Genomic DNA, 20384 nt, shown 5'->3' with positions numbered 1-20384 from the left:
GCATGGCTGAGATCGCGCGAGTCGGCGCAATTGTCGTGCACAAGCGCCGACTCGGCGTTCTGACAGCGTGCACAAGCGCCGACTCGCGGGTCAGTGGCGTTGCTTGAGACGGGCGTTGGGGAGGGGCGGGGCGGGGATGGGTGGGAGGTCCTCACCGACGGGGATGCCGAACCGGCCGTCGACGAGGCCGGCGTCGGTCAGCTGGGCCTGCCACTGCTCACGGAAGGACACGATCTCCTCGTTGGAGCGGCCGACGAAGTTCCACCACATGACGATCGACTCGCCGAACGGCGGACCGCCGAGGAGGAGCACCCGCACCGCTTCGTCGTACGACGTCAGCGTCAACGACGCGGCCCCCGGGGGCACGTAGGCGAGGTCGTGGGCCGCCGCGCGGGTGCCCGCCACGTCCACGGCGCCGCGGTCGACGAGCACCCCGTGCTCGAAGCCCGGGTCGACGTCGAGCGTCAGCGTGGTGCCGGGGTCGAGCAGCAGCTCGGCACCCAGCAGCGGCGTCGCGGTCGCGACCGGCGAGGTGTCGCCGAGCAGCGAGCCGAGGAAGACGCGCGCCTCCCAGCCCGCACCCGTGACCGGGGTCGGCGCGTGGTGCGCGAAGCCGGGCGCCTGGTCCCGGGCGCCGTCGGGCAGGGCCACCCACAGCTGGGCGCCGTGCAGGGTGCGCGTCTGCGGGGGCGACACCTCCGAGTGGCTGATCCCGTGGCCGGCGGTCATCAGGTTGACCTCGCCGGGGCGCACCATCGCGTGGTTGCCGGCGCTGTCGCGATGCTCGACCTCGCCGGTGAACAGCCAGCTCACGGTCTGCAGCCCGGTGTGCGGGTGGGGCGCCACCGACATGCCGCCGGTGTCGGCCACGTCGTCCGGCCCGTAGTGGTCGACGAAGCACCACGCCCCGATCAGCGAGCGCTCCCGCTGCGGCAGGGTCCGGCGCACGGTCATCGCCCGCGGGCCGCCGAGGGGTACGTCGCGTGGGGTCATCAACTGCACGCCCGGCGACGTCTCCGCCTCGCACGTGACCTCGGCCGGCCGCTCCTCCAGGTTGCTCACGGCCGGCAGCCCTCGGCGAGCACCCGCGTCGTGGACGGCGGGTTGGCGGCGAGCGTGGCGGCCGGACGGATCGGCCGCGGCACCAGGTTGCCGCCGCAGTTGGGGCAGACCCCGCCCAGCACCGTCTCGACGCAGTCGCGGCACCACGTGCACTCGAAGCTGCAGATCATCGCGTCTGGCGACTCGGGCGGCAGGTCGCGGTCACAGCACTCGCAACCCGGTCTCAGCTCCAGCACGGATTCTCCTTCGGGTTCAGCTCTGGTGGATGGGGTCGGTGCTGCGCTTGTCGCCGGTCTCGACCGAACCCGTCAACGGCGCCTTGCTGACACCGGCCTTGGTGGCGCGCGCCGGCTCGAGCCGCACGACGACCGACTTGGAGGCCGGCGTGTTGCTGCCCACGGCGGTGGAGTCGAGCGGCACCAGCGGGTTCGTCTCGGGGTAGTACGCCGCGGCGCACCCGCGCGGCGTGTCGTAGGGGACCACCCGGAAGCCCGGGGCGGTGCGCTCCGAACCGTCGTGCCACTCGCTCACCAGGTCGACCCGGTCGCCGTCGGCGAACCCGAGGTGCGCGATGTCGTCGGGGTGCACGAACACCACCCGGCGCCCGCCCTTGATCCCGCGGTAGCGGTCGTCGAGGCCGTAGATCGTGGTGTTGAACTGGTCGTGGGAGCGCAGGGTCTGGAGCAGGAGCCGCCCCTCGGGCACGTGCAGCACGTCGATCGGGCTGACCGAGAAGACGGCCAGGCCGGCCGCGGTCGGGAAGGTGCGGGAGTCGCGCGGCGGGTGCGGCAGCACGAACCCGCCGGGCTGGTCGACCTTCTCGTCGTACGCCGCGCAGCCGGGTACGACGTTGGCGATCCGGCGGCGGATCGCGGTGTAGTCGGACCGGAACTCCGCCCACGGCAGGTCGTGCGCGGAGCCCAGCGTGGCCTCGGCCAGCGTGCACACGATGTCGACCTCGGAGCGCAGGTGGGGCGAGGCCGGCGCCAGCGGTCCACGGGAGGCGTGCACCGCCGACATGGAGTCCTCGACCGAGACCCGCTGGTCGCGGCCGCCGGTGCGGTCGCGCTCGGAGCGGCCGAGCGCCGGGAGGATCAGCGCCTCGCGGCCGGTGACCACGTGGGAGCGGTTGAGCTTGGTCGAGACGTGGACGGTGAGGTCGGCGTTGCGCATGGCGTCCTCGGTGACCTCGGTGTCGGGCGCCGCGGAGACGAAGTTGCCGCCCATGCCGAAGAAGACGCGGGCCTGGCCGTCACGCAGAGCGCGGATCGCGTGGACGGTGTCGAGGCCCGGCTCGCGCGGAGGGTCGAAGCCGAACTCGGCTTGGAGCGCGTCGAGGAACTCCGGCTTGGCCCGCTCCCAGATGCCCATGGTGCGGTCGCCCTGGACGTTGGAGTGGCCGCGCACGGGGCACAGGCCGGCACCGGGCTTGCCGATGTTGCCCTGGGCGAGGATGACGTTGACGAACTCCTTGACCGTCGCCACGGAGTTGCGGTGCTGGGTGATGCCCATCGCCCAGCAGAGCACGGTCGCGTCGGAGTCGCGGAACATCTCCGCGGCTTCCACGACCTGGGCGCGGGTCAGGCCGGTGGCCCGTTCGACGACGTCCCAGTCGAGGTCGGCGAGGTGCTCGGCCCATGCGTCGAAGCCGGCTGTGTGGTGGGCGACGAAGTCGTGGTCGACGGCGTCCCACTCGAGCAGCAGCGCCCCGATCGCCTGGAACAGCGCGAGGTCGCCGTTGACGCGTACGGGCAGGTGCAGGTCGGCGAGCGCGGTGCCGTGGCCGACGATGCCGCGCGCCTTCTGCGGGTTCTTGAAACGCACCAGCCCGGCCTCGCGCAGCGGGTTGATGGCCAGGATCCGGGCGCCGTTGCGCTTGGCCTCCTCGAGCGCGGTCAGCATCCGCGGGTGGTTGGTGCCGGGGTTCTGGCCGGCGACCACGACCAGCCGGGCGCGGTGGATGTCGTCGAGGCTGACCGACCCCTTGCCGATCCCGATCGTCTCGGAGAGCGCGACCGACGTCGACTCGTGGCACATGTTGGAGCAGTCGGGCAGGTTGTTGGTCCCGAACGCGCGCACGAACAGCTGGTAGGCGAACGCGGCCTCGTTGGAGGTCTTGCCCGAGGTGTAGAAGACCGCCTCGTCCGGCGACTCCAGCCCGCGCAGGTGGCCGGCGACGAGGGCGAACGCGTCGTCCCAGGAGACCGGCTCGTAATGGGTCGCACCCGCGCGCAGCACCATGGGCTCGGTGATCCGCCCCTGCTGGCCGAGCCAGTAGTCGGTCCGGTCCTCAAGGTCGGCCAGCGGGTGCTGCTCGAAGAAGCCCCGGTCGAGCAGCCGCCGGGTGGCCTCCTCGGTCACCGCCTTGGCGCCGTTCTCGCAGAACTCGGCCGGGTGGCGGTGCTCGGGGTCCGGGTCGGGCCAGGCGCAGCCCTGGCAGTCGAAACCGTCGGCCTGGTTGAGCTTGCGCAGCGTGCGCGCCGTCCGGGTGACGCCCATCTGCTCGACCGCGTGCCTCAGCGCGACCCCGACCGCGGTGGTCCCGGCGACCGCGTCCGGGGCGTCGCCGACCTCGACCGCGGACTCGTCGATGTCATGGCGTGGTGCGCGGCGTCCCATCCCCCCATCCTGACAACCGCGTCAACATCAGGTTTCGCCTCTGTTCGCCGGGGTGCAGAGACGCTAGTTTCGAGCCGAACCCGCGCCTCCGGATCCGCGGGGCCAACGAAGGAGCCTCGATGTCGAACTACGGACCTCCCGGCGGAACCCCGCCCGAGCCGCCGATGGGCGGGGACGGCACCCCGCCGCCTCCTCCGCCTCCCCCGCCCCCCGCAGGCGGGTACGGCGCCCCGCCCCCCGCCGGCGGCTACAACGCTCCGCCACCCGGTGGCTACGGCGCGCCGCCGCAGGGCGGCTCCGGCTGGGACGTCGGCTCTGCCCTGAGCTACGGCTGGAACAAGTTCCAGGCCAACGTCGGCCAGATCATCGTCGCCTCGCTCGCCCTGCTCGTGGCGATGGCCGTCCTCGGCGGCATCGGCTTCGGCATCCTGGCGGCCCTGAGCAGCGACTACGAGTGCCGCTTCGAGGACGACGGTGACTACGTCTGCGACGGCGGCACCGGGTTCTTCCTCGGCCTGATCCTCTACGGCCTGATCATCGCTCTGATCATGATCGCCGCCCAGGTCATCGGCGCCGGGCTGATCCGAGCCTCGCTCGACATCACCGAGGGCAAGCCCTTCCTGACCTCGACGGTGTTCAAGTTCGACAAGATGGGGTCGGTCATCGTGACCAGCCTGATCATCGCCGCGGCAACGTTCGTCGGCACGATCCTGTGCTATCTGCCAGGGCTGATCGTCGGCTTCTTCACCAGCTACAGCCTCTACTTCGTGATGGACAAGGGCCTGGCCCCGGTCGACGCGATCAAGGCCAGCGTCAACCTGGTGAAGGACAACATCGGCACCGCCCTCATCTGGTACATCGTCGGCGGGCTCGTGGCCGGCGCCGGTGCCATCGCCTGTGGTGTGGGCCTGCTGGTGACGATCCCGATCTTCCTGATCGGCACCGCGTTCACCTACAAGCACCTCACGGGGCAGCCGGTCGCTCCCTGACGGACGGTCTCAAGAGTTCGAGAAGACGGCGGGGTCCTCCCCGCCGTCTTCTGCATTTCCGGACAGGCTTCGCCCCGCCCAGCTCCAGGGGTACGCCGGGTCCTCGACCGCCCGGCCGGCCTCGCCGAGGTCGAGCGGGGCGAACGTGTCGACCATGACCGCCGACTCCTCGAAGTAGTCGACGCCCAGCGAGGCCTCGATCGCGGCCGGCTGGGGGCCGTGCGCGTGGCCGCCCGGGTGCAGCGAGACCGACCCGATCCCGATGCCCGAGCCCTTGCGCGCCTCGTAGTCGCCGCCGACGTAGAACATCACCTCGTCGGAGTCGACGTTGGAGTGGTAGTAGGGCACCGGCACCGCCAGCGGGTGGTAGTCGACTTTGCGCGGCAGGAAGTTGCAGATGACGAAGTTGTGGCCCTCGAAGACCTGGTGCACCGGCGGCGGCTGGTGGATCTTGCCGGTGATCGGCATGTAGTCGTCGATGTTGAACGTGTAGGGGTAGAGGCAGCCGTCCCAGCCGACCACGTCGAAGGGGTGGGTGGCGTAGGTCATCCGGGTCCCGAGGATCTGCCCTCCTGCGCGGTGCTTGACCAGCACCTCCACATCGCTGCCCTCGTCGAGCAGCACGCCGGTGGGGCCGTACAGGTCGCGCTCGCAGTACGGCGCGTGCTCGAGCAGCTGCCCGTAGCGCGACAGGTAGCGCTTGGGCGGCGCGACGTGGCTGTTGGCCTCGACCGCGTAGAGCCGGCTCGGCTCGGCCGGGCACCAGCGGTGGGTGGTCGCGCGCGGGATGACGACGTAGTCGCCGGTGCGGTAGGCCAGCACACCGAACACCGACTCGACGGTGCCCGATCCCGACTCGACGTAGACGCACTCGTCGCCGATCGCGTTGCGGTAGAGCGGCGAGGTGTCGGTGCCGGTGACGACGTACGCGATGCGCACGTCGTTGTTGCCGAGCACCAGCCGACGGCCCGTGACTGGATCACCACCGGTCTCGAGCGAGTGCAGCTTGAGGTGGCGCGGCATCAGCGGGTGGTTGGGCGTGCGGGTCTGGTCGGGCAGCTCCCACACCTCGGTGGCGACGATCGCTGACGGCACGCCACGGTGGTAGAGCAGCGAGGAGTCGGAGGAGAAGCCCTCCTCCCCCATCAGCTCCTCGTAGTAGAGCCGGCCCTCCGGGTCGCGGAACTGGGTGTGCCGCTTGGCCGGGACCTCGCCGACCTGCCGGTAGTACGCCATGGCTCCTCCAACGGGCGTTCGTTAGTCGGACGTTTGCGTCCGCTATCTGTGTCGTGGCTACAGTAACCGCGTGCCCGCGACCCTGGAACCCGTCCGGTCCGACCCCTGGGCAGGACTCGTCGACGACGCCGCGATCTTCCCGCCCGGCGACGCCCCGCTGACCGACGCGACCGCGGCGTACGCCGCCCGCACGGCCGAGGAGGGCGCCGGCCTGGTCGGCACGTTCGTGCTGCGCGACACCGACCTGCCGCAGGTCCGCGGCTTCGCCGCTCCACTGTCGGTGGTGGTCACCGGCGGCGCCGGCCAGATCGAGGGGCCGGCCGGGCTCTGCCGCAAGCTCGGGCTCGACCTCGCCGGTGTGGAGATCGCTCTTCGTGACCCCAGCGATCTGGTTGGCAACGCCCGCCGGGTCGCCCTGGCAGTTGACTCCGCGCGTTCGAGCGGTGCCCTCGACTTCGAGGTCCCGATCTACGTCGAGCTTCCGGACAGCGGTCACTTCGGACATTGGAGTGACCCGATCCAGGTGCTGCTGGAGAACGACTTCAGACTGAAGATGCGCACCGGCGGACTGCATGCTGACGACTTCCCCGACGCTCAGAAGCTGGCCGACTGGTTGGATCTCATGCAGGCGTACGCGATTCCCTTCAAATGCACCGCCGGCCTTCACCGAGCCGTTCGCAACACCGCAGAGACCGGGTTCGAGCACCACGGTTTCCTCAACATCCTGATGGCCACCGCCATGTACTTCGCCGGGGCAACCGTGCCGGAGGTACGCGACACTCTCGAACGGCGCGATGGAGAAGCCCTCGCGAACGAGTCTCAATCGCTCGACCTGGTGGCGGCCCGCCGCTGGTTCACGTCGTTCGGGTCGTGCAGCGTCGCCGAGCCGCTGGCCGACCTCCGCGCGCTGGGACTCGTCTCGTGAACGCCGAGCTGGACCATCTTCCGTACGGCGTGTTCTCGCCGGCCGACGAAGGCCCGCGGGCCGGCGTCCGGATCGGCGACCGGGTCCTCGACCTGCACGCGGCGACCGGGCGACCCGAGCTCCGGTCCGCCTCGCTCAACTCCTTCATGGCGCTGGGTCCCGAGGTCTGGGCCGAGACCCGCGAACAGGCGCGCGCGGCCGCCGAGGCCGACGCCACGTCGTACGCGATCGACGAGGTGACGCTGCACCTGCCGTTCGAGGTGGCCGACTACGTCGACTTCTACGCCTCGCTGCACCACGCCTCCAACGTCGGGCGGATCTTCCGGCCCGACCAGGAGCCGCTGCTGCCCAACTGGCGCCACCTGCCGGTCGGCTACCACGGCCGCGCCGGCACGGTCATCGCCAGCGGCAGCCCGGTCGTCCGCCCGAGCGGCCAGCGCAAGGCTCCCGACGAGGACGCGCCGACCTTCGGGCCGAGCCGCCGCCTCGACATCGAGGCCGAGCTCGGCTTCGTGGTCGGCGCCGGCTCCAAGCTCGGCACGCCCGTCCCCCACGACGACTTCGCCCGCCACGTCTTCGGGGTCGTCGGGCTCAACGACTGGTCGGCGCGCGACATCCAGGCCTGGGAGTACGTTCCGCTCGGGCCCTTCCTGGGCAAGTCGTTCGCGACCTCGATCTCCCACTGGGTCACGCCGTTGGCTGCGTTGGACGCCGCCTGGACCGACCTGCCCGGCCAGGACCCGCGCCCCCTCGACTACCTCGCACCCGACCGCGCGCGCGGCCTCGACCTCGCGGTGGAGGTCGAGCTCAACGGCGAGGTGGTGAGCCGTCCGCCGTACGCCTCGATGTACTGGTCGCCGGCGCAGATGCTCGCGCACCTGACGTCCAACGGCGCCTCGCTGCGCACCGGCGACCTCTTCGCCTCGGGCACCATCAGCGGCCCCGACCCCGACCAGCGCGGCTCGTTCCTCGAGCTCAGCTGGGGCGGCAAGGAGCCGTTCGCGGTCGGCGGCGGCACCCGCACGTTCCTCGAGGACGGCGACGAGGTCGTGCTGCGCTACTCCGCGCCCGGCACCTCCGGCGGTCGGATCACCCTTGGCGACGTCCGCGGACGCGTGGAGTGACTCCCGTTCCGGCGTAGGTCGTCCGCACCTCACGGTGCGTTCACCGCGCTCCGGGATGGTCGGTCGGTGCGCATCGCCCAGCTCGCCAACTTCATCGGTCCCGCCTCCGGCGGGATGAAGCACGCGGTCGACGCCCTCGGCCGCGGCTACGTGGCGGCCGGCGTCGAGCGGCTGCTCGTCATCCCGGGCCCCGTCGACGCCGTGACGGCCACCGAGCACGGCGACGTCGTCCAGGTGCGCGCACCTCGCGTGGGCAGCGGCTACCGGCTGATCCTCGAGCCGTGGCGGGTGATCGAGGTGCTGGAGGAGTTCCGGCCGACGTCGGTGGAGCTCAGCGACAAGCTCACCCTGCTGCCCGTGGCCCGCTGGGCGCGGCGCCGCGGCGTCGGGACCGTGCTGATCTCGCACGAGCGCCTCGACGACATGTTTGCCATGCGCACCGGGCTCGACACCAGCGCCAAGGCGTCGATCAAGCTGCTCAACCGGATCCTGGTGCGCTCCTTCGACACGGTCGTCGTGACCTCGCGGTACGCCGAGGCGGAGTTCCGCCAGGTCGCCGACTCGGCCGGCTGTCCGGTGAGCCGGGTCCCGCTCGGCGTCGACCTCGAGACCTTCCGGCCGTACGTCGCGCCCGCGGCCGACGGGGTCCTCCGGCTCGCGCACGTCGGCCGGCTGTCGCGGGAGAAGTCGCCGCACCTCGCGGTCGCCACCGCGGTCGAGCTCCACCGCCGGGGCGTGCCGGTGTCGATGGACGTCTACGGCGACGGCCCGCACCGCGACGAGCTGGTCGCGCTGGCGGCCGGTGCGCCGGTGCGCTTCCACGGCTTCGTCGAGAGCCGCGTCGAGCTCAGCCGTCAGGTCGCGGCCGCGGACGTGTCGCTGTCGGTGTGCCCGGGCGAGACGTTCGGGCTGGCGGTGCTCGAGGCGCTTGCCAGCGGCACCCCCGTCGTCACCGCCGACCGGGGCGGGGCGCGCGAGCTGGTCGACGTACGGTCCGGCGGCTGGGCGGCGCCGGAGGCCGGGGCCCTGGCCGACGCCGTGCTCGAGGTGGCCGGCCGCTCGGTGCCGGTGCGCCGGGCCGCGGCACGTCAGCGGGCCGAGCAGTTCCCGTGGTCACGCTCGATCGACCGGATGCTCGACGTGCACGTCGAGGTCTCGGGCGGGCTGCTGCGGCTGCCGGCCTGACACCGGGGGCAGCCACTCGGCGGTGACGATGCGCTCGATGCGCATCCGCGCGCGGGGCGTCAGCAGGAGCACCGGCACCAGGCAGGCCACCAGCATGCTGGCGAGCGCGATCGCGAGGTAGGCGCCGTGCAGCGACGAGTCGAGCGGCGCCAGCAGCCCGGTGACGGTCGACAGCGCCAGGACGCCCATCATCGCCAGCCGCGACAGCTTCAGCACGGCCACGAACGGGACCACCCAGAGCAGGTACCAGAGGTGCACCACCGGGCCCAGCAGCATCGTCGCGCCGGTCATGGTGGCGAGCGCGGTCAGCGCCCGGGCCCCGGACCCGGTCGGGCCGCGCAGGGCGACCGCCAGGATCACCACGACGGTCGCGACGGAGCCGAGCGCCCGCACCAGCCGGAGGACCGTCGCCGGCTCGAGGCCCAGGCCGGCCCAGCCCGCGAGCCAGTCGCCGGCACCGCCCAGGAGCGTGGTGACCGACAGCGGGGTGTTGACGGAGCCCGGGACGGTCAGCCCGTGCACCCAGCCCACCCCGAGACCGGTCACGATCCCGAGGCCGACCAGAGCCCCGACGGAGACGACCGCGGCCCCGGCCAGGCGGCGTACCCGGGCTGCGAGCAGCGCGCCGGCCGGCAGCGAGGCCAGGGCGATCGCGATGCACACGAGCCCGCCCGGGACCTTGACCGCGGCGGCGGCCCCGCCGACCGCGGCGCCCAGCCACCAGGACTGCTCCACGCCGACCACGAGCGCGGCGGCCATCAGGCCCACCATCAGCAGGTCGTTGTGGAGCCCGCCCACGCCGTTGGCGAGCATCAGCGGTGACGCGAGCACGACGGCGCACGAGAGCGCCGGGTTGACCCCGGTCCAGCGAGCCAGCCGAGGGATCGCCCAGGCCAGCAGGACCAGCCCGACGAGGGCGACCAGCCGGTGCCCCACCACCAGCACCCACGGGTTGCCGGTCTGCGTCGCGGCGAGGTCGCCGAAGAGCAACGGCACCGGACCGTACGGCGTGATCGTCTCCATCCAGCGTTGGTCGACCGCCTCCACGATCGGGCCGTGCAGGGCGATCGGCCCGTGCTCGTAGGGCGAGATGCCGAGGTGGGCGAGCATCCCCTGGGCGGCGTAGGACCAGCCGTCACGGGAGAAGAGCGGCGGTGCCAGCACCAGCGGCGCGCACCAGACCACGGTGGCGTGGCGCACCAGTGCCAACGCGTCGTCGCGGTCGTCGCCCTCGGCGAGGGCGACGTGACGGCACAGCGAGAGCCACTGCCCCGCGAGCAGCCCCAGCCCGAGCAGGACCACGGTGAGGCCCGCCATCCGCCCGGCCTCGGCGCCGCGCAGGTCGAGCAGCAGCTCGGTCTCCAGCAGGGGGGCCGAGGGCGGCAGCGTGGACACGACGAGACCACCCAGCAGCACCAGGACGCTTCCCACGAACCCTCGGACCAGCACTGGTGCACCGTAGGTAGAGCAGGGGATCCGCAGGCAGCAGTGGCGTGAACCCCCGGCCAACCTCTGGCGACGGCCCTAGGGTGCAGCCATGGGTGACGTGAGCGCCCCCGTAGTCGTACCGGTCGTCGTGCCAGTCGTCGTCATCGGCAACGGTCCGGTCGGCCAGACCGCCGCGCTGCTGCTCGCCCGCAGGGGTGTGCGGTCGCTGGTGCTCGACGCGGCGGAGGCGCGAGTGCCCGTCGGCTCGCGGTCGATCTGCCACCAGGCCCACACCCTCGACATCTGGGACTCCGTCGGCGTCGGCCGGATCGCCGAGGAGGGCGTCACCTGGACGGTCGCGCGCACCTTCCTGCGCGACGAGGAACTGTTCCACATCACGTTGACCGACCCCGGCGACTCGCCTTTCCCACCGTGGGTCAACCTGTCGCAGGCCAGGGTCGAGACGCTGCTCGACGAGGCGATCGCCGCGACGCCGGAGATCGAGGTGCGGTGGTCGCACCAGGTCGTCGGCATCGACCAGCACGACGACCGGGTGGTCGTGCGGGTCGTCGGCCCGTCCGGCGAGCAGACCGTCGAGGCCGAGTACGCCGTCGTCGCCGCCGGCGCGCACGCGACCGACGTACGGCGTGCGCTGGGGGTGTCGTTCGACGGCGAGAGCTTCCCCGACCGGTTCCTGATCTGCGACGTCCGCTGCGACCTGCCCACGCGGGCGCTGGAGCGACGGTTCCACTTCGACCCGGTGTGGAACCCCGGCCGGCAGGTCCTGATCCACCCGTGCCCCGACTCGACGTTCCGCATCGACTGGCAGGTGGGCGACGGGGAGGGGCCGGACGACGTGACGCGGGTCCGGCAGGTGTTCGGGGACGTGCCGTTCGAGATGCTGTGGAGCACCACCTACCGCTTCCACTCCCGTCTGGTCGACCGGATGCGGGTCGGGCGGGTGCTGCTCGCCGGCGACGCCGCACACCTGATGGCCCCGTTCGGCGCACGGGGTCTCAACTCCGGCGTCGCCGACGCGGAGAACCTCGCCTGGAAGCTCGCCGCCGTGCTCGCGGGGCAGGCGCCGGACGCCCTGCTCGAGAGCTACCACGAGGAGCGGCATGTGGCCGCCCGCGAGAACCTCGCCGTCACCGGGGCCACCATGCGCTTCCTGGTCCCACCCGACGCCGCCGCACGGGCCACCCGCGAGCAGGTGCTCGAGCGCGCCCGCACCGACCCGGCGGCCCACGCCCTGGTCGACTCGGGCCGGCTCTCGCAGCCGTTCGTCTACGACGTGGGCGACGAGCGGGCAGGGGCACTCGTGCCGGACGTCAGGCTCGGGGACGAGCGGCTGCGGACGTTCGCCCGGCGTGGGCTGCTCGCTCTGACCGACGACCCGGCTCTGGCATCCGGCCCGGACGTCGCCGTACGGCGGATGACGCCAGGGGTCGCGGCGGCCCTGGGCGCCCGACCCGAGGAGACCTGGCTGCTGCGGCCCGACGCCCACGTCGCGGCCGTCCTCACCGGCGACCCGGCGCTCGCGCTGCCCGCTGCGGTCGATCAGGTGCTCGCGCGGCCCTAAGGTTCTCCGCATGGGACTGCTGACTCCGCTCGCCATCCGCATCGGCGCGATCCCGTGGATGCCCAAGCTGCTGCCCCAGGTGGTCTGGACGGACACCAACCTGCAGCGGCTCACCCAGGGGCGGGTGACGATCCTCGACGTCGCCGGGCTGCCCAACCTCGCGCTGACCGTGCCGGGCCGCAAGAGCGGCGTCCCGCGCACGACGCCGCTGCTGTGCGTCCCTCACGAGGGGGGATGGTTGATCGCGGGGTCCTACTTCGGCGGGCCGAAGATGCCGCTGTGGGTCAACAACCTGCGAGCGACGAAGACGGCGACCATCCGCTTCAAGGGCGTCGAGCACGAGGTCACGTGGCGCGCGGTCGAGGGCGAGGAGCGGGCCGCGATGTGGCAGGTCATGCTGCGGACCTGGCCCAACTTCGCCAAGTACGAGCAGCGCACCACCCGGCTGATCCCGGTGTTCTACCTCCAGCCCGTCTTCCGCGGTTGAGAACCGCTCTGCCCTAGCCTGGCGGCATGCACCTGCAGTTCGGCCAGTACCCCGCGCCGTCCCACGTCATCGCCCACCTGAGCGACCCGCACCTGCTCGCGAACGGCGTGCGTCAGTACGGCGTCATCGACACCGAGGCCGGGCTGGCCCGGGCCCTCGATCGGCTCGCGCACGTCTCCCCCGCACCGCAGGCGCTGGTGTTCACCGGTGACCTCGCCGACAAGGCCGAGCCCGCGGCGTACCACCGGCTGCGCGACATGGTCGAGCCCGCCGCCGAGGCGATGGGCGCGCAGGTCGTGTGGACGATGGGCAACCACGACGAGCGGGCGGAGTACGCCGCGGGGCTGTTCGGCGCCGCGTCCGACGAGCCGCAGGACCGGGTTCACGAGGTGGCCGGGCTGCGCATCGTCGCCCTCGACACCAGCGTGCCCGGCTACCACCACGGCGACCTCGAGCCGCGTCAGCTCGAGTGGCTGCGCGACGTGCTGGCCACTCCGGCCGAGCACGGCACGGTCCTCGCGATGCACCACCCGCCGATCCCGCTGCCGATGCTGCGCGCCGCCGAGATCATCGAGCTCCAGGACCAGCACCTGCTCGCCGACGTCATCCGCGGCACCGACGTACGCCAGATCCTGGGTGGGCACTTCCACTTCTCGACCTACTCCGAGTTCGCAGGCGTCCCGGTGAGCGTGGCCTCGGCGTCCTGCTACACCTCCGACCCGGCGCCGGTGAAGCGCTTCGTCTCAGGGGTCGACGGCCACACGGCTTTCACGATGATGCACGTCTACGACGACCGCATCGTCCACACCATCGTGCCGCTCGCCGAGGCCCCCGAGGTGAGCGGCTTCCCCTCCGACGTGATCGCCCAGGTCGAGGCCCTCTCCCCGGAGGAGCGCCGCGAGATCCTCTCCCGCAAGGACTCGCCCTTCAACAACGACTTCGAGAGCCACGAGCCCCGCAGCTGACCGCGGCGTACGGCCGCCCCGGTCCCCGCAAAGGGGTCCGGGGCGCCGAAGGGTCGCGCGGGGTCGGTCAGCTGATGATGACGTAGAAGCGCTTGCGGGTGTTGTCCGTGGTGACGCTGCCGTCGCTGTTGCGCGGGCTCACGACGAACGCGGCGGGGTTCTGCGCACCGGTGGGGGCGCAGTTGGTGGAGATCGCGGTCAGGTTGGGCACGTTGCACTGGCTGACGGAGATCTCACCGGAGAACTCCGGGTTGGCGTCGGCGCCGGGGGCTCGGCCCCCTGTGATCGTGTCACCGTTCTGGTCGACGCGGTTCTGAAGCGCGATGGTGGCCACGATCGCGTTGTCGGTGAGGTCCTCACCGGCGTCGATGTAGACGTTGCCGTTGGCGCGCAGGGTGTTGTCGCCGGGAGCCGGCGCCGTGTTGGGGAGGACCGGGTAGGCGGCCACGAGCGTGAAGCCGCCCGACTGGGCCTCGATCTGGCCGGCCGCGTTGATGAGCACCCAGCGCCCGGTGCCGGGCGCGCCCTCAGGGCCGGCCGGACCACGCGGGCCGATGTCGCCGCGCGGGCCGCGAGGCAGCTGGCCGGCGGCGAAGTCGCGGGCGAACAGCCCGCCGTCTGCGATGTCGTTGGTCTTGAGCCGGTCGTCCTTGATGTCGCGCGGGAGGATCGAGCCGTCGCGGATGTCGTCGGAGCCGATGGTGGCCACGGCATAGGACGTGCCGCCGGTCGCGATGACCAGGGCGGCGACGGAGACCAGCATCGACGGGGAGGGGAGTCGCATAGAAGGACCTTCCGGTTCAGAGGGAGCCGGCCCACCATGAGCCGTCACCCCCCTTTCGTTGCGGCGGGCCTTCCGGATTGGTCCGACCTCAGTGGCGCAGCTCACCGACGTCGGGCCGCTCCTCGCCGAAGTAGCGGCCCAGCACGCGTGCGGAGGTACGCCGGCCCCAGCGGTCGAGGCGCGCCCGTCCGCCGGGGAGGCGGCCGAGCACCCGGTAGCGCAGCGTGTTGAGCACGACCACGTAGCCGACAGCCCACGGCGGGCGCAGCGGCAGCCCGAGCTCGCGCATGCTCGGGGGTCCGAGGAAGACGGTGAGCATGCTCAGCAGCCGCTCGCGGCTCCACAGCCCGTACAGCCGGCGCACCGCCGCGGGCGCGTCGACGTGCAGCCCGGTCTGGACGGCGAGGATCGACTGCGACAGCCGGGCGCCCGCCTCGGAGACGTCGGCCTGGGCGAGCAGCAGGTGGTAGTTGATCCGGTGCCGCTCGCGCTCGCTGTCGACCAGCAGGTCGTGGTCGACCCCCATCAGCCACCCGACGTACTTCCACAGGTGCATGACCGCACGCGAGTCCTCTGCGCTCACCGGCACCCCGAGAGCACGTACGCCGAGGAGCACGACCGCGTCGAAGAGCCCCAGGGTCGCGGCCTGGTCGGACTGGTTGATCGGCAGCCCCCAGCGCTCGACGTCCCAGCGTGGCTCGAACGACGCGTTGACCAGCGCGTGCATGGCCCGCACGTGCACGGTGAGCCGCCAGGCCTCGCCCCGGAGGCGCAGGGCGCCGGGCCGCGACAGCGACGCGGTCCACTGCTGGGTCTCGGCGAGCCGGCGCCGGGTCGTGTCGCCGGTCAGGCCGCCGGTCGCCACGAGCAGGTCGGTCGGGCCACCGAACCGGTAGCCACCGATCAGCGAGAGCTGCAGCAGCACGTCGGCGGCGTTCTGGCCGAAGCGGTTGAAGACCTCGGCGCCGCGCGCCAGCAGGTCCCAGTCGACCCACTCCGGCGTCGCCTCGACGACCGCGAAGAAGTTGGCCAGCGCCGGCGGCGCGTCCTCCGGGACACCGCCCTCGAGGGCGGCCCGGAAGTCGGCCATCGAGACCCCGCCAGGCTCCCCCGCTCGCAAACGCATCGCGTGCGCGAGCGCCGCACCGGCCTCGTCCCGGGCTCCGAACCCGGCGCCGATCCGCGCCATCAGGCCCTCGTCGACCTCGCCCACCCGCGCCAGCAGGCGCAGCGGGCGCCCCAGGCGCTCGCCGCGCGCCTGCGCCTCGCGGAAGCGGGTCGGGTACGTCGTCCCGGACGTGGTCGCGCTGGCGTGGCTCATGCTTCCATCGTGACGCGAGCGATCACTCGCATACAATTCGCGTCCATGCGCCGTCAACCCCAGCAGGCTCGCTCCAAAGCGATGGTCGAGCGGATCATCGAGGCCGGCCGCGCCGTGCTGATGCGCGACGGCTACGAGGGCTTCTCGACCAACCGCGTCGCCGGCGAGGCCGGGATCAGCCCGGGCTCGCTCTACCAGTACTTCCCCGACAAGGCGGCGATCGTCTCCGCCGTGGTCGACCGGCACTCGGACGCCGTGGCCGAGCGGGTGGCCGCTGCGCTCGCCGACCGCATCGGCGACGCCGGGCCCGGGATGATCCGGGCCACGACGGCCGCGCTGCTCGGCGCCCTCGGCGCCGACGTCGAGGTGCTGCGCGTGGTGATGGAGGAGCTTCCCGCCGCCCGCAACCGGGACCGCCGTACGGCGCTCGAGCGGCGGGTGCGGGAGCTGGTGACCGCCTACCTCGCCGCGCGGCCCGGCGCCACCCGCTCCGTCGACCACACCACGACGGCCTGGGTCCTGGTGATGGCGATCGAGCACCTGACCGTGCGCTACGTGCTCGACCGCCCCGACATCGCACGCGACGCGTTCCTCGACGAGGTCGTTGCCCTGTGCGGCGGCTACCTGGGCATCCCGACCCTTCCCTGACGCACCCGCCTCGCTCGGCGGGTGATCTGACTCTTCCTCGCCTCAGGCTCAGGTCACGGTCGTCAGCGCCTGGCAACGTGCGGGCCCACCGTCGGAAGGCCAACCCGCACCCGGGTGCCTCGGCCAGGAGCCGACACGACCGAGATGTCACCGCCGTGGCTCCTCACGATCGAGGAGGCGATGCTCAGCCCCAGCCCGGTGCCCGGGATCGCACGGTCCGTGGCCGTGGTGGAGCGGAAGAACCTCGTGAACAGCCCGCGCTGCTCGTTCTCGGGTATGCCGATACCGTCATCGCTCACGGTGAGCCTGGCCTGCGCGCCTTCGATGTCCAGGGCGCACTCCACGGTGCCGCCGTCTTCGGTGAACTTCAGCGCGTTGCCCACCAGGTTGAACACCACCTGTTCGAGCTGACCCGCATCACCCTGAACGATGATCGGGATCGTGGGCAGGTGGAAGCGAGTTGTCAGGTGCCGCTCGTCGATCCGGAGCTGTAGGGCTCGGCGGGCAGATGAGATCACGTCCCTGAGGTCAACCGGAGACGAGTCGAACGTCAGCTTCCCTGCGTCGATGGTGGAGACAGTCAGCAAGTTGTCGACCAGGGCGAGCAGTCGATCGCCGTTGCGGTCGATTGCCTCGGCCCACTGGCGTTGCTGCGCGGTGAGCGCGCCGGCCTCCTCGCCCGTGAGGAGCTCGCCATATCCCAAGATGCTGGTGAGCGGCGTGCGCAACTCATGGCTCACGGTAGCGACGAGGTCGTCCTTGATCCGGTCCAGCTCTCGAAGCCGTTCGGAGGCCTCCGCTTCCTTGGCGAGCCTTGAGACCAGCAGGTCCGCCTGACGCTTGAGCGCACGCTCGGCCTTCTTGCGCGCGGAGTCGTCCCTGAGGATCGCCGAGAATCCACTCATGGACCCGGTGTCGTCGTAGACGGGCGAGAGGGTGAGCGAGACGTCAACGAGGCTGCCGTCCTTATGGCGTCGGACGGTCTCCAGACCCTGAACCAGCTCTCCCAGCGCGACCCTGCGATAGAGATCGGTGATTTCCTCCTCGGTGGCGTGGCTGTGCGCCAAGATGTGGATGTGTTGGCCGGCGACCTCGGCGGCGGCATAGCCGAACAACCTCTCCGCGCCGCTGTTCCAGCTGACAATCGTGCCGTCCAGAGACTCGCTGATGATCGCGTCGTTGCTCGACTCGACGATTGCCGACAGGTGGTGCACGGCCTGCTCGGCCCGCTTGCGCTCGGTGATGTCGGTGGAAATGCCAATGATGGCCTCCAGGGTGCCGTCGGCGTCGAGGACGGGTGTGTCCGTCACGTGGACCGGGAAGGCACGGCCGTCCCGATGGCATACCACGAACTCCCCCGACCAGTTGCGGCCCGCTGTGAGCTCAGCGAAGACCGCTGTGGCTTCCTCTTCGGACTGCGGCGCCGGGGTGAGCTCGAAGATGGGCTGCCCCACCGCCTCCTGCGCCGTCCAGCCATACAGCCGCTCGGCGGCCCGGTTCCAGTAGATGACGATCCCGCTGACGTCCGTAGCGATCACGGCCTCGCCAACAGAATCAAGCAGCGCGGCCTGGAAGCGAACGGTGTCGAAGTTCGACGGGTCGGCGCTGACCATTCGTTTCCCTTCCGGAGCAAAGCAGAGTGGGTGGTTCTCAAAGCGCGGAGGGCTCCCTGGGGGCTTACAGCACCTGCCTCGAAGCGACCTGGGTCGCTGGGTTACGCACTCTACGTTCAGCCTGCTCATGGGCTGCTCGGAAAGACGTTCGAGCGGGTCCGACAACCACCCGCCGCCGAGGGTTCCGCAGGTCACCGCGCAAAACGCCGCGCAGATGCCACACCGACCTGGTTGCGCAATCCAGAAGGTCCCGCACAGTGAACTGTGCGGGACCTCTGTCCCGTGGCAGGTGCAGGATTCGAACCTGCGTAGGCATAAGCCGACGGATTTACAGTCCGTTCCCATTGGCCGCTCGGGCAACCTGCCGGGTGTTTCACGACCAGCGTTTGGCCGGTCGGCAACGAGGCGAAACAATAGCGCAGCGACAACCGCGAACGAAAAACGCACAGACCAGGAGCAGGTGAGCCAGATGGGCGACTCGTCCTTCGACATCGTGAGCAAGTACGACCGGCAGGAGGTCGACAACGCGCTCGGGCAGACGGCCCGCGAGATCGCGACCCGCTTCGACTTCAAGGGCACCGGCGCCACCATCGAGTGGCAGGGCGACGAGGCGATCGAGATCACCGCCTCGGCCGACGACCGCGCGACCGCGGTCCTCGACGTCTTCAAGGGCAAGCTGATCAAGCGCGACGTCAGCCTCAAGGTGATCGACGCCTCCGACCCGCGCCAGTCCGGTGTGGTCTCCAAGATCGGGATCGCGCTCAAGGAGGGCATCTCCTCGGAGGACGCCAAGAAGATCTCCAAGCTGATCCGCGACGAGGGCCCCAAAGGCGTCAAGGCCCAGATCCAGGGCGACGAGCTGCGGGTGTCGTCCAAGAAGCGCGACGACCTCCAGGCGGTCCAGGCCCTGGTCCGCGGCGAGGAGTGGGACTTCGCGGTGCAGTTCACCAACTACCGGTGAACCCACACGCCAGCATCGACATCGACGCTCCGCTCGAGGTCGTCTGGCAGGTCATGCTCGACACCTCGTCGTACGGCGAGTGGAACCCGTTCGTGGAGCGCGTCGAGACCCCCGCCCCGCCGGCGGTGGGCAACCCGATCGTGCTCCACGTGCGGTGGGCCAACGGTCGCGCGACGCGCTCCCCCGAGCGGATCGTCGCGATCGAGCCGCCGGCCACCGCCGGCGACGTCACCACGGCACGGCTGTCCTACGTCTTCGAGGGCTGGCCGGCCCGGCTCGGCCTGGTCCGGGGCACCCGGCACCAGGAGCTCTCCCAGCGCGCGGGTGGCCCCACGACGTACGACACGGTCGAGCTGTTCTCCGGGCCGTTGGTCCGGCTCGCCGGACCGGGTCGGGTGGCCGACGGCTTCCGCCGCCACGCCGCCGGGCTCAAGCAGCGAGCCGAGTCGCTCGCGACCTCCTGATCAGACGGCCACCATCGCCGGCACCGTGGTGGCGCCCGACGCCGCGGTGAGCCAGACCCGGCTGCCCTCCGCGATCTCCAGCGAACGAGCGTGCGTCCGGGTGAGTACGACGGTCACGTCGCCGCCCTCGGTGCGCACCACGAGCCGCACCTCGAAGCCGACCCGCAGGCAGCGGGTGACCTCGCCCGAGATGGCGCCGGCCAGGCCGGGCGCGGTCGAGAGCTCGATGTCGTGGGGCCTCAGCTGGATGCTGCCGAGCTGGGTGACCTCGCCGAGGAAACCCATGACGAAGTCGTTGGCCGGCTCGTCGTAGAGCTGGTCGGGCGTGCCGATCTGCTCCACCCGGCCCTCGTTGATCACCACGATCTCGTCGGCGACCTCGAGGGCCTCCTCCTGGTCGTGGGTCACGAAGACCGTGGTCACGTGCACCTCGTCGTGCAGCCGGCGCAGCCACTCGCGCAGCTCCTTGCGCACCTTGGCGTCCAGGGCGCCGAACGGCTCGTCGAGCAGCAGCACCTTGGGCTCCACCGCGAGCGCACGCGCCAGCGCCATCCGCTGGCGCTGGCCGCCCGAGAGCTGCGAGGGCAGCCGGTGCGAGAACTGCGAGAGGTGGACCAGCTCGAGCAGCTGCTCGACGCGGTGCTCGATCTCGGCCTTGGGGCGCTTGCGGATCTCCAGCCCGAACGCGACGTTCTTGGCCACGGTCATGTGCTTGAAGACCGCGTAGTGCTGGAAGACGAAGCCGACGCCACGCTTCTGCGCCGGCAGCCGGGTGGCGTCGGTGCCTTCGATGTTGATCGTGCCGCTGTCGGCGGTGTCGAGGCCGGCGATGATCCGCAGGAGGGTCGACTTGCCGCCGCCTGAGGGGCCGAGCAGGGCGGTCAGCTGGCCGGTGGGCAGGGACACGGAGACGTCGTCGAGGGCGACGAAGTCCCCGAACTTCTTGGTGACGTTCTGTACTTCGATGCTCATGAGGGTTGTCCTTCAGTCT

Annotated in this window: 19 protein-coding genes and 1 tRNA gene; 10 read left to right on the top strand and 10 right to left on the bottom strand. The window is 71.4% G+C overall.

Features of this window, described 5'->3' with window-relative positions:
- Nucleotides 1–90 precede the first annotated feature (90 nt).
- The 3 genes from BLR90_RS05775 to BLR90_RS05765 are packed head-to-tail and all read right to left on the bottom strand — an operon-like array spanning nt 91 to nt 3681.
- Entirely contained in the window at nt 91–1062 is a 972-nt protein-coding gene (locus tag BLR90_RS05775; protein WP_218029373.1) for a pirin family protein, read from the bottom strand.
- Nucleotides 1059–1298, bottom strand: a complete 240-nt coding sequence (locus BLR90_RS05770; RefSeq protein ID WP_091023476.1) for a DUF1272 domain-containing protein — start codon at nt 1296–1298, stop codon at nt 1059–1061. Before BLR90_RS05770 ends, BLR90_RS05775 begins: the two co-directional genes overlap by 4 nt.
- A 16-nt stretch (nt 1299–1314) precedes the next feature.
- Entirely contained in the window at nt 1315–3681 is a 2367-nt protein-coding gene (locus BLR90_RS05765) for an FdhF/YdeP family oxidoreductase (RefSeq protein WP_091023474.1), read from the bottom strand.
- A 119-nt stretch (nt 3682–3800) separates the two neighbouring features.
- Here BLR90_RS05765 and BLR90_RS05760 point away from each other — a divergent pair, with 119 nt between their 5' ends.
- The gene (locus BLR90_RS05760) at nt 3801–4670 is read left to right on the top strand and encodes a DUF2189 domain-containing protein (RefSeq protein ID WP_091023473.1); all 870 of its coding nucleotides are present in this window, start codon (nt 3801–3803) and stop codon (nt 4668–4670) included.
- 9 nt (nt 4671–4679) lie between these two features.
- Here the strand turns inward: BLR90_RS05760 and BLR90_RS05755 are convergent, their stop codons facing one another.
- Nucleotides 4680–5906: a homogentisate 1,2-dioxygenase gene (locus BLR90_RS05755; protein ID WP_091023472.1), complete on the bottom strand. Its 1227-nt coding sequence runs from the start codon at nt 5904–5906 to the stop codon at nt 4680–4682.
- A gap of 70 nt (nt 5907–5976) precedes the next feature.
- Here BLR90_RS05755 and BLR90_RS05750 point away from each other — a divergent pair, with 70 nt between their 5' ends.
- The 3 genes from BLR90_RS05750 (at nt 5977) to BLR90_RS05740 (ending at nt 9140) form a co-directional block, all read left to right on the top strand.
- The gene (locus BLR90_RS05750) at nt 5977–6831 is read left to right on the top strand and encodes a hypothetical protein (RefSeq protein ID WP_245715177.1); all 855 of its coding nucleotides are present in this window, start codon (nt 5977–5979) and stop codon (nt 6829–6831) included.
- Nucleotides 6828–7955 (top strand): fumarylacetoacetase, encoded by a 1128-nt coding sequence (gene fahA / locus BLR90_RS05745; RefSeq protein WP_091023470.1) that lies wholly within the window; start codon nt 6828–6830, stop codon nt 7953–7955. The genes BLR90_RS05750 and fahA overlap by 4 nt, the downstream gene beginning before the upstream one ends.
- Before the next feature lie 66 nt (nt 7956–8021).
- Nucleotides 8022–9140 (top strand): glycosyltransferase, encoded by a 1119-nt coding sequence (locus tag BLR90_RS05740; RefSeq protein ID WP_245715176.1) that lies wholly within the window; start codon nt 8022–8024, stop codon nt 9138–9140.
- Here BLR90_RS05740 and mptB read toward each other — a convergent pair.
- The gene (gene mptB, locus BLR90_RS05735) at nt 9069–10589 is read right to left on the bottom strand and encodes a polyprenol phosphomannose-dependent alpha 1,6 mannosyltransferase MptB (protein ID WP_091023468.1); all 1521 of its coding nucleotides are present in this window, start codon (nt 10587–10589) and stop codon (nt 9069–9071) included. The two genes, BLR90_RS05740 and mptB, sit on opposite strands and share 72 nt — an antisense overlap.
- A gap of 88 nt (nt 10590–10677) precedes the next feature.
- Between mptB and BLR90_RS05730 the strand changes: the two genes are divergently transcribed.
- The 3 genes from BLR90_RS05730 to BLR90_RS05720 are packed head-to-tail and all read left to right on the top strand — an operon-like array spanning nt 10678 to nt 13602.
- On the top strand, nt 10678–12150 hold the full coding sequence (locus BLR90_RS05730) for an FAD-dependent monooxygenase (protein WP_091023465.1): 1473 nt from the start codon (nt 10678–10680) through the stop codon (nt 12148–12150).
- Between the two features lie 10 nt (nt 12151–12160).
- Complete coding sequence (locus BLR90_RS05725) at nt 12161–12637, top strand: nitroreductase family deazaflavin-dependent oxidoreductase (RefSeq protein ID WP_091023464.1); 477 nt, start codon at nt 12161–12163, stop codon at nt 12635–12637.
- Nucleotides 12638–12663: 26 nt separating this feature from the next.
- Complete coding sequence (locus tag BLR90_RS05720; protein ID WP_091023462.1) at nt 12664–13602, top strand: metallophosphoesterase; 939 nt, start codon at nt 12664–12666, stop codon at nt 13600–13602.
- Nucleotides 13603–13669: 67 nt separating this feature from the next.
- On the opposite strand, the gene BLR90_RS05715 is transcribed toward BLR90_RS05720, so the two are convergent.
- Both BLR90_RS05715 and BLR90_RS05710 read right to left on the bottom strand, forming a co-directional pair.
- On the bottom strand, nt 13670–14386 hold the full coding sequence (locus BLR90_RS05715) for a hypothetical protein (RefSeq protein WP_091023460.1): 717 nt from the start codon (nt 14384–14386) through the stop codon (nt 13670–13672).
- Nucleotides 14387–14474: 88 nt separating this feature from the next.
- Entirely contained in the window at nt 14475–15707 is a 1233-nt protein-coding gene (locus BLR90_RS05710; protein ID WP_091023458.1) for an oxygenase MpaB family protein, read from the bottom strand.
- A 45-nt stretch (nt 15708–15752) separates the two neighbouring features.
- Here BLR90_RS05710 and BLR90_RS05705 point away from each other — a divergent pair, with 45 nt between their 5' ends.
- Nucleotides 15753–16355: a TetR/AcrR family transcriptional regulator gene (locus BLR90_RS05705; protein ID WP_218029372.1), complete on the top strand. Its 603-nt coding sequence runs from the start codon at nt 15753–15755 to the stop codon at nt 16353–16355.
- 62 nt (nt 16356–16417) lie between these two features.
- Here the strand turns inward: BLR90_RS05705 and BLR90_RS05700 are convergent, their stop codons facing one another.
- Complete coding sequence (locus BLR90_RS05700; RefSeq protein WP_170254265.1) at nt 16418–17968, bottom strand: sensor histidine kinase; 1551 nt, start codon at nt 17966–17968, stop codon at nt 16418–16420.
- Between the two features lie 283 nt (nt 17969–18251).
- Nucleotides 18252–18334 (bottom strand) — tRNA-Tyr (locus tag BLR90_RS05695).
- Between the two features lie 103 nt (nt 18335–18437).
- On the opposite strand from BLR90_RS05695, the gene BLR90_RS05690 reads away from it, so the two are divergent.
- Both BLR90_RS05690 and BLR90_RS05685 read left to right on the top strand, forming a co-directional pair.
- A complete protein-coding gene (locus BLR90_RS05690) occupies nt 18438–18929 on the top strand; it encodes a YajQ family cyclic di-GMP-binding protein (RefSeq protein WP_091023453.1) in 492 nt (163 codons plus the stop codon).
- Nucleotides 18926–19393, top strand: coding sequence for an SRPBCC domain-containing protein (locus BLR90_RS05685; RefSeq protein WP_091023451.1), 468 nt, complete (start codon nt 18926–18928; stop codon nt 19391–19393). The genes BLR90_RS05690 and BLR90_RS05685 overlap by 4 nt, the downstream gene beginning before the upstream one ends.
- On the opposite strand, the gene BLR90_RS05680 is transcribed toward BLR90_RS05685, so the two are convergent.
- Nucleotides 19394–20365, bottom strand: a complete 972-nt coding sequence (locus BLR90_RS05680) for a sulfate/molybdate ABC transporter ATP-binding protein (protein WP_091023449.1) — start codon at nt 20363–20365, stop codon at nt 19394–19396.
- Nucleotides 20366–20384 lie beyond the last annotated feature (19 nt).

It is taken from the genome of Nocardioides szechwanensis (assembly GCF_900103935.1).
In the GTDB taxonomy this organism is placed as follows: domain Bacteria; phylum Actinomycetota; class Actinomycetes; order Propionibacteriales; family Nocardioidaceae; genus Nocardioides; species Nocardioides szechwanensis.
Note: the sequence above shows the minus strand (reverse complement) of the source record. Positions and strands in the feature narration are given on the sequence as shown.

Coding starts and splice junctions, on each gene's coding strand:
- BLR90_RS05765 (WP_091023474.1), bottom strand. CDS start 3,681: ATGGGACGCCGCGCACCACGCCATGACATCGACGAGTCCGCGGTCGAG.
- BLR90_RS05760 (WP_091023473.1), top strand. CDS start 3,801: ATGTCGAACTACGGACCTCCCGGCGGAACCCCGCCCGAGCCGCCGATG.
- BLR90_RS05755 (WP_091023472.1), bottom strand. CDS start 5,906: ATGGCGTACTACCGGCAGGTCGGCGAGGTCCCGGCCAAGCGGCACACC.
- BLR90_RS05730 (WP_091023465.1), top strand. CDS start 10,678: ATGGGTGACGTGAGCGCCCCCGTAGTCGTACCGGTCGTCGTGCCAGTC.
- BLR90_RS05725 (WP_091023464.1), top strand. CDS start 12,161: ATGGGACTGCTGACTCCGCTCGCCATCCGCATCGGCGCGATCCCGTGG.
- BLR90_RS05720 (WP_091023462.1), top strand. CDS start 12,664: ATGCACCTGCAGTTCGGCCAGTACCCCGCGCCGTCCCACGTCATCGCC.
- BLR90_RS05715 (WP_091023460.1), bottom strand. CDS start 14,386: ATGCGACTCCCCTCCCCGTCGATGCTGGTCTCCGTCGCCGCCCTGGTC.
- BLR90_RS05710 (WP_091023458.1), bottom strand. CDS start 15,707: ATGAGCCACGCCAGCGCGACCACGTCCGGGACGACGTACCCGACCCGC.
- BLR90_RS05705 (WP_218029372.1), top strand. CDS start 15,753: ATGCGCCGTCAACCCCAGCAGGCTCGCTCCAAAGCGATGGTCGAGCGG.
- BLR90_RS05700 (WP_170254265.1), bottom strand. CDS start 17,968: ATGGTCAGCGCCGACCCGTCGAACTTCGACACCGTTCGCTTCCAGGCC.
- BLR90_RS05690 (WP_091023453.1), top strand. CDS start 18,438: ATGGGCGACTCGTCCTTCGACATCGTGAGCAAGTACGACCGGCAGGAG.
- BLR90_RS05680 (WP_091023449.1), bottom strand. CDS start 20,365: ATGAGCATCGAAGTACAGAACGTCACCAAGAAGTTCGGGGACTTCGTC.